The 12,148-nt window shown below is 67.9% G+C and carries 11 protein-coding genes and 1 tRNA gene; 11 read left to right on the top strand and 1 reads right to left on the bottom strand.

All coding sequences use genetic code 11. The features are described from left to right. Positions 1 to 6: 6 nt before the first annotated feature. The 4 genes from RBR52_RS05065 (at position 7) to RBR52_RS05050 (ending at position 3,684) form a co-directional block, all read left to right on the top strand. Entirely contained in the window at positions 7 to 906 is a 900-nt protein-coding gene (locus RBR52_RS05065) for a LysR family transcriptional regulator (RefSeq protein WP_320376100.1), read from the top strand. A gap of 109 nt (positions 907 to 1,015) precedes the next feature. Then, positions 1,016 to 1,675, top strand: a complete 660-nt coding sequence (locus RBR52_RS05060; RefSeq protein ID WP_320376099.1) for a phosphoribosyltransferase — start codon at positions 1,016 to 1,018, stop codon at positions 1,673 to 1,675. Further along, positions 1,672 to 2,988 carry an erythromycin esterase family protein gene (locus RBR52_RS05055; protein WP_320376098.1) on the top strand — a complete coding sequence of 439 codons (1,317 nt, stop codon included), beginning with the start codon at positions 1,672 to 1,674 and terminating at the stop codon, positions 2,986 to 2,988. The genes RBR52_RS05060 and RBR52_RS05055 overlap by 4 nt, the downstream gene beginning before the upstream one ends. Positions 2,989 to 3,000: 12 nt before the next feature. Beyond that, positions 3,001 to 3,684, top strand: a complete 684-nt coding sequence (locus tag RBR52_RS05050) for a dienelactone hydrolase family protein (protein ID WP_320376097.1) — start codon at positions 3,001 to 3,003, stop codon at positions 3,682 to 3,684. A 147-nt stretch (positions 3,685 to 3,831) separates the two neighbouring features. Here the strand turns inward: RBR52_RS05050 and RBR52_RS05045 are convergent. Then, positions 3,832 to 3,909 (bottom strand) — tRNA-Arg (locus RBR52_RS05045). A 96-nt stretch (positions 3,910 to 4,005) separates the two neighbouring features. Here RBR52_RS05045 and RBR52_RS05040 point away from each other — a divergent pair. From RBR52_RS05040 to neuB, 7 genes are all read left to right on the top strand, one after another. Further along, positions 4,006 to 5,493, top strand: coding sequence for a lipid II flippase MurJ (locus RBR52_RS05040; protein WP_320376096.1), 1,488 nt, complete (start codon positions 4,006 to 4,008; stop codon positions 5,491 to 5,493). Positions 5,494 to 5,751: 258 nt separating this feature from the next. Further along, positions 5,752 to 6,663: an aldolase/citrate lyase family protein gene (locus RBR52_RS05035; protein WP_320376095.1), complete on the top strand. Its 912-nt coding sequence runs from the start codon at positions 5,752 to 5,754 to the stop codon at positions 6,661 to 6,663. A gap of 6 nt (positions 6,664 to 6,669) precedes the next feature. Beyond that, on the top strand, positions 6,670 to 7,227 hold the full coding sequence (locus RBR52_RS05030; RefSeq protein ID WP_320376094.1) for a sugar transferase: 558 nt from the start codon (positions 6,670 to 6,672) through the stop codon (positions 7,225 to 7,227). 30 nt (positions 7,228 to 7,257) lie between these two features. Further along, the gene (gene asnB / locus RBR52_RS05025) at positions 7,258 to 9,060 is read left to right on the top strand and encodes an asparagine synthase (glutamine-hydrolyzing) (protein ID WP_320376093.1); all 1,803 of its coding nucleotides are present in this window, start codon (positions 7,258 to 7,260) and stop codon (positions 9,058 to 9,060) included. Then, positions 9,057 to 10,385 carry a UDP-glycosyltransferase gene (locus RBR52_RS05020; protein WP_320376092.1) on the top strand — a complete coding sequence of 443 codons (1,329 nt, stop codon included), beginning with the start codon at positions 9,057 to 9,059 and terminating at the stop codon, positions 10,383 to 10,385. The genes asnB and RBR52_RS05020 overlap by 4 nt, the downstream gene beginning before the upstream one ends. Positions 10,386 to 10,399: 14 nt before the next feature. Next, complete coding sequence (locus RBR52_RS05015; RefSeq protein WP_320376091.1) at positions 10,400 to 11,098, top strand: acylneuraminate cytidylyltransferase family protein; 699 nt, start codon at positions 10,400 to 10,402, stop codon at positions 11,096 to 11,098. 14 nt (positions 11,099 to 11,112) lie between these two features. Next, positions 11,113 to 12,147 carry an N-acetylneuraminate synthase gene (gene neuB, locus RBR52_RS05010; protein WP_320376090.1) on the top strand — a complete coding sequence of 345 codons (1,035 nt, stop codon included), beginning with the start codon at positions 11,113 to 11,115 and terminating at the stop codon, positions 12,145 to 12,147. Position 12,148 lies beyond the last annotated feature (1 nt).

Here is a 12,148-nt window from a genome sequence, read left to right as displayed (position 1 = left end):
CGAATCATGGAACTGCGGCAGCTCCGGTACTTCGTCGCCATTGCGGAACAGGGCAGCTTCTCGCGCGCGGCCGAGCGCCTGCATATCTCGCAGCCTCCGCTGTCCACCCAGATCAAGGCGCTCGAAGACGAGATCGGCGCGCGCCTGCTCGATCGCAGCAACCGCGGCGTGGTGCTCACCGCCGCTGGCGCCGCGTTCTTTGAGGACATCCGCTCCCTCCTTGGTCAGCTCGAACACGCCGTCGAGCGGGTGCGGCAGAGCGAGCGCGGCGACGTCGGCACCCTCTCCATCGGCTTCGTCTCCATCGCCGACTTCAGCATCCTGCCCCCCACCCTCAAGAGCTTTCGTGCCCAGTATCCGCAGGTGGATGTGCAACTGCACGAACTCACCACCGATGCGCAGATCCGCGAACTGCTCGCCGCCGAACTCGACCTCGGCATCGGCCTGGCCCCGGTGGACGAACCCGGCCTGACCTTCACCAGCCTGCTGCACGAGCCGTTGATGCTCGCCGCCCCCACAGCGCACCCCGTTCTGCGCAGCAGCGGCGCAGTCGATCTCCGCGCCCTGGCCAAGGAGCCTTTCATCGTGCCGCCCCGCAACATCGGCCCTGGCCTGTACGACCTCACCGTCAGCCTGTGTCAGGCCGCAGGGTTTGCACCGCGCATCACTCAGCACGCACGGCAGATGCAGACCGTCATCGGCCTGGTCTCCTGCGGCATGGGCGTGGCCCTCGTTCCCGCCTCGCTGCGCCTGCTCAAACGTGCCGGAGTGCAATACCGCCCCCTGCTCGGCAAACCCGCCACCATCGAACTGGGCATTCTTCAACCCACTCGGACGCCTGATCCTCTGCGGGACAACTTCATCCAGACGCTACGCGACGTGGCGCAACGTCTGGCGCAGGGGTAGGGAATTTGCCCCCTTGAACGCTGGGCTTTGCCCATGCCCCAATGATCCAGATCAAGTCGCCGGACCTGCAACGCGCTTAACGTGAGCGTATCCAATGCAAGGAGCTGGCATGGAAAGTCATTTCGAAGACCGGTATGCGGCGGGCCGCCGTCTGGCCGGAGCGCTTCAAGCCTATGCGGGTCGAAGCGACGTCGTCGTCCTGGCGCTTCCTCGCGGCGGAGTTCCTGTGGGTTATGAAGTGGCGAAAGCCCTCGGCGCCGAATTCGACGTGCTCATCGTGCGCAAACTCGGCCTGCCCTATCACCCGGAATTGGCGATGGGCGCCATCGCATCGGGCGGCGCGATCGACCTCAACCGCCATGTGATTGCGATGTCCGGCGTGAGCCAGCGCGACATCGAAGGCGTGATGGCCGAGGAATATCGCGAACTCGAACGGCGGGAAGCGCTTTACCGTGGCTCCCGCCCCACGGCGCAAATCGAAGGGCGCACGGTCATCGTGGTCGACGACGGCATGGCCACGGGGGCGTCGATGCGCGCCGCGCTCAAGGCGCTGCGAACGCGCAAACCGGCGAAACTCATCGTTGCCGTGCCCGTTGCTCCACTCGATGCGCGGCAGCGGCTGCAGGATGTGGCCGACGAATTCGTCTGCGTTCTCAGCCCGGCCGATTTCCAGGCGGTCGGCCAGTTCTACCGGCACTTCGATCAAACCAGCGACGACGAGGTGCGCACCCTGCTGGCGCAATTCCACGCGACCGGAGCGCTGAAATGACGGCGCCGATGACCCCCTTTCTCGCGGTGCGCGCACTGGCGCAGCGCCTGGACGGCAACGCCACAGACTACGACACCCTGCTGGAAATGGCCGCAGACCGGCGTTTCGTGCTGCTCGGCGAAGCGACCCACGGCACGCAGGAGTTCTATCGCATGCGCGCGCAGATCACCCGCAGATTGATTGCCGAGCACGGCTTCGATGCCGTTGCCGTCGAGGGCGACTGGCCCGATGCCTGGCGGGTCAACCGCTACGTCCAGGGTGAGGGCGATGACGATGCCACCTCGTCGCTCGACGACTTCGAGCGTTTTCCGCAGTGGATGTGGCGCAACCGCGAAGTCCTGGATTTCGTCGCCTGGCTGCGAGCTCACAACGCCGATCGCAGCCCGCAAGCCCGCGTCGGCTTCTACGGGCTGGATCTCTACAGCCTTTACCGCTCGGCCGACGCGGTGATTCGCTATCTGCAGCAAGTCGATCCCGAGCAGGCGGAAATCGCCCGCGGGCGTTACGCCGCGCTCGATCATGTGCGCGAGCCCCAGGTGTACGGCTATCAGGCCGCCTTCGGCCAGCGCCCGGCCGCGCGCGAGGCGGCCGTCGCGCAGCTGCTGCAACTGCGCAGCGACGCGCAGACCTACCTCGAACGCAACGGTCTGACGGCAATCGACTCGCATTTCTTTGCCGAACGCAACGCAGCCGTCGTGGTCAACGCCGAGACCTATTACCGCGCCATGTTCGGCCGGCGCGTCAACACCTGGAATCTGCGCGACGCCCATATGCGCGATACCCTGCTGGCACTGGCGGACTACCGCATCCGGCGCGGCGGCACGGGCAAGGTGGTCGTCTGGGCGCACAACTCGCATCTCGGCGACGCGCGCGCCACCGAGGCACATCTGCGCGGCGAATGGAACCTGGGCCAACTCATGCGGCAGGCCGTCGGGGACAAGGCGCTGCTGGTGGGTTTCACCACCTACACCGGCCATGTTTCGGCTGCCTCGCAGTGGGACGGCGATGTCGAACACAAATGGGTTCGACCCGCGCTGCACGACAGTTACGAATACCTGTTTCACAGCACGGGCCTCGACCGCTTCTTTTTGCGGCTGAACACCCCGGCAGCCGAGCCCTTGCACGAAACCCTGCTGGAGCGTGCCATTGGGGTGATCTATGTGCCGCAGACCGAGCGTGCGAGCCATTATTTCGTCACCTCGCTGGCCCAGCAATTCGACGCCGTGTTCCATCTCGATGAAACCGCCGCGCTCGAACCGCTGGATGCACCGCAACACTGGCACCGGCCCGAAGCCGTGGAAACGGCAACCTGAAGACCTCCGCCCATGTCTCCTGCCCAGACCCTCGACGTTGCCATCCCTTCCGGGGGCGCCTTGCTGCCTGGCAGTCTGGTCATCCCACCGCAGGCGCTCGGTATCGTCGCTTTTGCGCACGGCAGCGGCAGCAGCCGCTTCAGCCGCCGCAACCAGCGTGTGGCGCAATTCCTGAATCAGGCGGGGCTTGCCACCCTGCTGTTCGATCTGCTCACCGCCGATGAAAACACGCGCGATGTGGTCACCGCCGAATATCGATTCGACATTCCGCTGCTCGCCCGGCGCCTGACGGATGCGGTCGACTGGCTCAGCCATGAAACGGTGTCACGGTTGCTGGCGATCGGACTGTTTGGCGCCAGCACCGGCGCTGCGGCAGCGTTGATCGCCGCAGCAGACCGTCCGCATCGCGTCGGCGCGGTGGTGTCGCGCGGCGGTCGGCCCGACCTGGCCGGTGAGGCGCTCGGCCGAGTCCAGGCGCCCACCCTGCTCATCGTCGGCGGCTGGGACACCGACGTCATCGCACTGAACGAACAGGCCGCGCTGCGGCTCTCCTGCGAGCATCGCACCGTCATCGTCCCTGAGGCGACCCATCTTTTCGAGGAGCCGGGCAAACTCGACGAGGTCTCTGGGCTGGCCAGTGCGTGGTTCGTGAGATACCTGAGCGCAGGCTTGCGGCAATCGGGTCGATTGGAGTGAAAACCCAGGAGTGAAAACTCAGGAGTCGAATCCCCCCATCGACCGTTTCAGCCGCACCCTAGGCGCAGCCGCAACAAAAGCAACAAAAAAAGCCCGACTGTTACAGTCGGGCTTTTTCTTTCACCACCTGATTTCTCAGGATTTTTTTGGTGCGCCCGGCAGGATTCGAACCCACGACCCCTTGGTTCGTAGCCAAGTACTCTAATCCAACTGAGCTACGGGCGCTAAAAAACAAAATTATAAACACGCTTTTGCAAATGCGTAAAGTCCTCCGGCGTTCCCCATCGGTCGGGGTCTTTGCCGCAGGCACAATGGCCGTCCATGTCGATGTTGCGCATTTTTTCGCTCAGCCTGCTGCTCCTGGCCGCCAGCCGTCTGCTTGGGCTGGTGCGCGATGTGGTGGTGGCCACGCAATTCGGACTCAGCGGCCATGCCGATGCGGCGCTGGTCGTACTGTCCTTTCCCGATCTCGCGGTGAGTCTGCTTTGGGGCGCAGCCATTCCCGCCGTGATGGTGCCGCGCATGGCTGGGCGCGATGCGGCGCAGATCGCCACCGAGGGCGCGCGCTGGTCGCGGCTGGCTGCAGTGCTGTTCATGTTCACTGGAGCCGGGGTGTGGTGGGGTCGGCAAACGATCGTGCACCTGTTGGCGCCGGGACTGAGCGCGCCGGATTCGGTTCTGGCCGCGCAGTCCTTGGGCTGGTCTGCCCTGATCGCCCTGCCTGCCGGCGCGGTGGCCATGGTGGGCAACGCCATGCTGCAGGCTCAGGGTCGGCTGCAGTGGCAGTACATGGGGCAGGTGGTGTTCAACCTCGGGTTGATCGGCGGCTTGATCGTCGCGGCGCAGACGGGTGCGTTCGGCTGGATTGCGGTCGGCGTGGTGATCGCGGCGCTGCTGCGATTGCTGCTGATGCACAGGGCCAGCCGCGCAGCGCTGCCCGCCGTCGCACCGGGCCGCGCCTGGCCGGAGGCGAGCAGCCTGTACGCGCTCGTGCTGGCCCTGGCGGCCTCCGGGCTGACGGTGCTCTACACCCTGGCGGCGCGCGCCCTGATGTCGGACGCGGGGCCGGGCCAACTCGGCGTGTTTCAGTATGCCCAGCGCGTCGGCGAGTTGCCGCTGCACACGGTGTTTGCCGTGGCTTCGGCGCTGGCGCTGGCGCGGCTCAGCGCAGCGCAAAGCCAGGGCGATAGCGCACGGGCCCAGTTGGAGACGCGGCAATGGCTGCGGTCGATGCTGTGGCTCTCGGCCCTGATCGCGCTGGCGGGCATGGTGGCAGCTCCGGGCATCGTCCGGCTGCTGTTCGGCTGGGGCCGGATGACGCCTGAGGCCCAGCAACAGGTCGCCGATGCGATGCGCTGGATTCTGCTGCTGCTGCCGTTGCAGGCCGCGCAACTGGTGCTGGCCACGCGGCTCAACAGCCATCGGCGCATCGCCGATCAGGTGCTGGGCTACGGCGCGGGACTCGTCGCGCTGGCCGCAGTCGGCACCCTGCTGCCCGCCCTGCCCTGGCGCGGGCTGGCCGCCTATGGCGCCGCCTGGACGGTGGCGGTGATCGTGCTGTGGTGGCGGCTGGCGCGTCATCAGGCCGATGCGCAGTGGCGCAATGCCGGGGTGTTGCTGGCCGTGCTGCTGGTGCTGGCGGCGGCGGGCGCAGCATTGCAGGCTTCGAATCCGCCCTGGGCGCTGGGTCTGGGTCTGGCCGGCGGGCTGTTTGCGGCCGGCGCAGGAGCGCTGTTGCATTTCGATCCGCTGGGCCGACTGGTGCGCGATCGCTACACTTCCCGTCGGCAACGCCGCCGCGCCTCCTGAGCGCCCCAGGGCCGGGCTGCGCCCAGCCCGCCCCCCGCGGGGGTCAAGGAAACTTGGGGCGGCCCGGCGTTTCCTTGAGAGAGGGTGTGAACAAATCCGCCATGCCCGCTCATCGCGCCCAAAGCGCCCCCTGCAGCGTTGCAAATGCGCGCCGTGCCGACGGGCACGGCTGTGCTTTGCGCCTTCCTTGATGGGAGCGCTTTGGGCGCCCTGCTCGGCCACGCCGGATTCATTCACACCCTCTGACCTTTGCGCCCAATGGACTTCATCCAGATCACCAACGACCCCGACTTTGCCGCCTTTGCCGTGGGCTGCGGCGTGACGCGCATCATGGTCGATCTGGAGCGCCACGGCAAGATCGAGCGTCAAGGCGGATTGGATACCTTCATCTCCAACCATGTGCCCGAGGACGTGGCCAAGGTTCGGCGGGCCGTGCCGCAGTCTGCGCTGATCGTGCGGGTCAATCCCCTGCATGACGCCAGCACCATCGAGATCGACCAGGCGCTCGAGGGCGGCGCCAGCCACCTGATGCTGCCCATGTTCCGCAGCGCCGACGCGGTGGCGCAATTCGTCGACCTGGTGGCAGGACGTGCCCACACCATCGCCCTGCTCGAAACCCGTGACGCGCTCGATGGCCTGCCCCGGTGGGCAGGGTTGGCAGGGTTGGACGAGATCTATGTGGGTCTCAACGATCTGCACCGCGAGCTGGGTCTGCGCTTCATGTTCGAGCCGCTGGCGGGTGGTGTGATCGATCACGTCGCAGCCGTGGCGAAGCAGCAAGGCAAGCGCTTCGGCTTTGGCGGCATCGCCCGGCTGGACGAGGGCCTGCTGCCCGGGCGCGTGGTGCTGGGCGAGCATCTGCGCCTGGGTTCCAGCAGCGTGATTCTGTCGCGCACCTTCAACCGCGAGCGCATCGAGGACCCGGATTCCGACTGGCGTGCCATCTACGCCAAAGAGCTGGCGCGGCTGCTGCATGCCGCGCAGGTGCTCGCGCAGCGCGAGCCCGCCGAGATCGAGAACGACCGCCTGCTGGCGATCGATCTCATCGCCCGCATCGTCCAGAGTCTGGAGCCGGTCTCTCAAGGAAACGCAGGGCCGCCCCAAGTTTCCTTGACCCCCACGGGGGGTGGGACGGCGAGCCGGCCCTGGGGGCGCTCAGTTCCGCGTTGAACCACCGTGGCCAAGCGCTTGTTCGACATCGTGCTGGCACTGCTGGCGCTGTTGCTGTTCTCGCCGCTGATGCTCGCAGCGGCCGTGGCGGTGTGGCTGGACTCCGGCCGCCCCGTGCTGTTCGCCCAGACCCGCGTGGGCCGGGGAGCGCGGCCCTTTCGCCTCTACAAATTCCGCAGCATGGTGGTGGACGCCGCGCAGCGCGGCCCGTACAACACGAGTTCAAACGACCCGCGCATCACCCGCGTCGGCCACGTTCTGCGGCGCACCAGCGTGGACGAACTGCCGCAACTCCTCAACGTGCTGCGCGGCGACATGAGCCTGGTCGGCCCGCGCCCGGACGTGCCGGCGCAACGTGCCAACTACACCGAAGCACAATGGACGCTGCGCCACAGCGTGCGCCCCGGCATCACCGGGCTGGCGCAGGCGCTCTACCGCTCGCGCGCCACGCCGCAGCAGCGCTTGCACGCCGATCTCGACTATGCGAAACACCACGGCCTGCTGGTCGATCTGCGCATCATCGGCCTGACCGTGGTGCAACTGTTGCGGCGCAGTTCGAACTGATTCGCACCGCCAAAGCACGACAATCCCGCCATGTGTGGAATTTATGGTTTTTTCGACCGAAGCGGACGCAACTTGAGCGAGCAGACCCTCGCGGCGATGGACGCCAGCCTGATCCATCGCGGCCCGGACGACAGCGGGGTGTTCACCGCAGGCGGCGCGGCCCTGGGCAACCGCCGCCTGTCGATCATCGACCTCGCCGGCGGACACCAACCCTTCGTCAGCGACGATGGGCGAATCGCCCTGGTGCAGAACGGCGAGATTTTCAACCACGTGGAACTGCGCGCCGAATTGCAGCGCCAGGGCGTGCGCTTCCACTCCGATCACAGCGATACCGAGGTCTTGCTGCGACTGTATGAACGCGAAGGGCTGGGTTTCCTGCCGCGGCTCAACGGCATGTTCGCCATCGCCATCTGGGACGGGCGCGACCCCGAGGATCCCCGGCTTCATCTGGTGCGCGATCGCATCGGCGTCAAGCCGCTGTTCGTGCACGGCGACGGCCGGCAGGTGCTGTTCGGCTCGGAGATCAAGGCCGTGCTCGCCGCGCTGCCGGGCCGTCCCGCGCTCGATCTGCCCGCGCTGCAGCACTACCTTGCTTACAACTACGCTCCGCCGCCGTTCACCCTGTTCGCCGGCGTGCGTCACGTCATGCCGGGCACGGTGCTCACCGTCAGCAGCAGCGGCAGCCAAACGCGCCACTGGTGGAGCCTTGCCGAGCAGACGCAAAGCGTCCAGACCTTCGCCGCCTGGCAGCAGGAATGCCTCGCCCTGCTCGACGACGCCGTGCGGCTGCGGCTGCGCGCCGACGTGCCCTTTGGCGCCTTTCTCTCCGGCGGGGTCGATTCCAGCACCGTCGTCGCGCTGATGGCGCGGCATGTGCGCGAGCCCGCCCGCACCTTCTGCATCGGCTTTCCCGACCCGCGCTTCGACGAATCGCCCTACGCCCGCCAGGCCGCGCAGCGCTTCGGCGCCACGCACCGCGAGCGCATCGTGCAGCCCGACATGCTCGACGACTGGGCCCGCGTGCTGTGGCACTGCGACCAGCCGCACGGCGACGCCTCGTTCATGCCCACGCGCAGCGTCAGCCAACTCGCCGTTCAGGATGTGAAAGTCGTGCTCACCGGCGATGGCGGCGACGAACTGTTCGCCGGTTACGACAAATACGCCAGCTTCATGGCCGACCCTGCGCTGCGCGATCTGCCCGTGGCCGACTTCGCGCAGCACTACGTGGAACACACCGGACTGTTCGGCGAGCAGGCTAGAGCCGCGCTGTTCCAGCCCTGGCTGCGCCAGAAGCTGGCCGATGTGGACAGCGTGCGCGACGTGGCCGCGCCCTGGTTCGAGCAGGCGGCGCACTTCGACCGCGTCAACCAGATGCTGTTTCTGGACATGATGTTGCTGCTGCCCGGCAACAACCTCGTCAAGCCCGACCGCATGGGCATGTCGGTGTCGCTGGAGGCGCGCACGCCCTTTCTCGATTGGCGCGTGATGGAGTTCGCCTTTCGTGCGCCCGGCGACACCAAGCTCAAGGACGGCGACAAGAAACACAGGTTCAAGCGCGCAGTCGAGCCGCTGATCGGCGCCGACCTCGCGCACCGCAAGAAGCAGATGTTCACCGTTCCCATCGGCGAGTGGTTCCGCGGGCCGCGCCGGCAATGGCTGCACGAACTGTTGTTCGCACCCGACGCGCTCGGCGCGCAACTGTTCGAGGCGAGCGTGGTGCGCAAGCTGTTCGACGACCATGTCTCGGGCGTGGCGAATCACACCCGCGAACTGCGCGCGCTGGCCGCGCTGGAACTATGGGCGCAGCAATTCGAGCCCGAGATTGCCGGATGAACATCCCACCGCGCATCCTCGCCGTCGCCTATGGCGGCGGCCATATCGCCATGATGCTGCCGCTGCTGCGGGCGCTGCGCCGGCGCCGGCCCGATGTGGACATCACCCTGCTGGCGCTGACCACCGCGGCCCGCGTGGCGCGGCAAGCCGGTGAAACTCCGCTGGGCTATGCCGACCTGCTGCACCTGCTCTCCCCCGAGGAACAGGCTGAGGCCCTGGCGCTGGGCCGCGCGCTGCGGCCGGGCAACACCCATCCCGACATTCCCGAGGCAGAAACCGTGGCGTATCTGGGCATCAACGCCTGGGATCTGCAGCAGCAGATCGGCCCCGAGGCGGCGCAGGCCCTGCTCGACGCCCGGGGACGGCTGGGCTTTCATCCGCTGCACTTCTTCCGCCGCATCGTCGCCCACCTTCGGCCCGATCTGGTGCTCGCCACCAACTCACCGCGCAGCGAGTACGCCGCGGTCGATGCGGCCAGCGAAGCGGGCATTCCCAGCCTGGCGCTGCTCGACCTCTTCGCACTGCCCGGAGACGCCTTCGCCGCGCGCACGCGCCACCCCAGCCGGGTGTGCGTGTTGTCCGAAGCCGTGCGCGACAACCTCATCCGCGCCGGATGGCCGCCCGAGCGCATCGCCATCACCGGCAATCCGGCGTTCGATGCGCTGGGCGCCCCGCAGACGCGCGCGGCCGGGCGGTCGTTGCGCGCCACATTGGGCGCTCCGCAGCGCCGGCTGATTCTGCTGGCGCTGCAGCCCGAACCCGCCACGCACCCGGCCTCGCCCGGCTGCCACGGCGACCCGCATCTGCCCGAACGCATATTGCAATCCTGCATCGGCGCCGTGCGCCGGCACCCCGACTGGACCCTGATCGTGCGCCCGCATCCCTCGCAATCGCTGCCCGCCCTGCCCGACGATCCGCAATGCCGCGTCTCGGCCGCGATCGAACCGCTGCACCCGCTGCTGCATGCGGTGGACGCCGTCATCACCGGCACTTCCACCGTCGCCCTCGAAGCGCATCTGGCGGGCAGGCGCGTGCTGCAACTGCTCGACTCCATCGCCGCGCCCGCCATGCCCTATGCCGCGCTGGGCGTGGCCGATGCCGCGTGCCACCTGACCGATCTGCCGCAGACGCTGGCCACCCTGCTCGCGCAACCCGAGAGGGAGCGCGCCGCCGCATGCGCCTGCCCCGCCGCCGGGCCGTCCCAAGGCGGGGCCAGCCCCCTCGGGGGGCAGCGAGGACAAAGCCCGAGCGTGGGGGCACCCAACACCGCTGCAGAGCGGGTAAGCGAGCTGGCCCTGGCCCTGCTCGCGGTCCATCCTGCATGATCCATCCCCACGCCATGACCACCCTCGCCACGATCTGCGCCCGAGGCGGCAGCAAAGGCCTGCCGGGCAAGAACATCCTGCCCTTCGCGGGCCTGCCGCTCATCGCGCACAGCATCCGCTTTGCGCTGCAGCACCCCGCCATCGGCGCCGTCCATGTGTCCACCGACGACCCCGAGATCGCCCGCATCGCCCGCGAGCATGGGGCCATCGTGCCCTATCTGCGTCCGGTCGAACTTGCCCGCGACGACACCCCCAAGCTCCCGGTCATCGAGCACCTCGTGGCCCATCTCGAAGCGCGGGGGACCATCGTCACCCGCATCGTCGATCTGCAACCCACCTCGCCGCTGCGCGCGCCCGCAGACCTCGACGGCTGCCTCGCCCGTTTCGACGCCCCCGACGCGCCGGATCTGGTGCTCAGCGTGTTCGACAGCGGCTTCAACCCCTACTTCAACCTCGTCGAAGAACTGCCCGACGGCCGCGTCTGCATCAGCAAGGGCGGCGGCCTGGGCGCGCGCCAGAACGCGCCCAAGGTCTGGGCGCTCAACGGCTCGATCTACGTCTGGCGGCGCGAAGCCCTGGCCCACGCCGCGCGGCACGGCCTGTGGAGTGTGTCTGTCGCGGCTTACGCCATGCCCGCGCAACGCTCGGTGGACATCGACACCGCCGACGATTTCGCCCTGGCCGAATGGCTCCACCATCGGCAGCCAGCCTGAACGAAGGCCCAGCCATGCCCAGCGACCGCGTCTTTCTCATTGCCGAAGCCGGCGTCAACCACAACGGCCAACTCGACCTCGCGCTCGAACTCGTCGATGCCGCCAAGGCGTCCGGGGCCGACGCGGTCAAGTTCCAGACCTTCCGTGCCGAAGACCTCGCCCTGCCCGGCGCCGCCACCGCCGCCTATCAGCAGGGCGCCACCGGCGAGACCGATCAATTCGCCATGCTGCGCAAGCTCGAACTCAGCGCAGAGCAGCACCAGATCATTGCCGCCCATTGCGCACGGGTCGGCATCGAGTTCATGTCCACCCCGTTTTCGGAAGCCGCGGTGGATCTGCTGGTCGGCCTCGGCGTGCGGCGGCTGAAAATTTCATCCGGCGAAATCGTCAACCGCCCCCTGCTGGCCAAGGCCGCCGCCACCGGGTTGCCGCTGATTCTTTCCACCGGCATGGCCACCCTGGATGAAGTGAAGCAGGCCGTCGGCTGGGTACAGGCGGCGTGGGGGCAAGAGCAAAGCCTGACCTTGCTGCAATGCACCTCCGCCTATCCCGCACCCGACGACGCGCTGAATCTGCGCGCCATCGCCACCCTGCGCACCGAGACCGGCCTGCCCACCGGCTATTCCGACCACAGCCTGGGCAACACCGCCGCGCTTGCCGCCGTGGCCCTGGGCGCCTGCGTGATCGAAAAGCACCTCACCCTCGACCGCAACCTGCCCGGCCCCGACCACCGCGCCTCCAGCGAACCCGCCGAGTTCGCCGCGCTGGCGCAGGACATCCGCCGCATCGAAGCCATGCTGGGCGACGGCATCAAGGCCCCGCGGCCCGACGAGATCGACGTGCGCGCCGTGGCCCGCCGCAGCGTGGTGCTGGCCACCGCCCTGCCCGCAGGCACCGTGCTGCGGCGCGAACACCTGCAACTGCGCCGCCCCGCCAGCGGCATTCCCGCCGCCGAGCTCGACGCCGTCATCGGCCAGCGCCTGCGCGCCGATGCCGCCGCGGGCGCCGTGTTGCAGTGGGAAAACCTCCAGGGCGGAGACAGCGCCTGAA

It is taken from the genome of Thiomonas sp., from assembly GCF_034007205.1.
GTDB lineage: Bacteria > Pseudomonadota > Gammaproteobacteria > Burkholderiales > Burkholderiaceae_C > Thiomonas.
The sequence above is the reverse complement of the archived record's forward strand: the minus strand, read 5'-3'. Positions and strand labels throughout refer to the sequence as shown.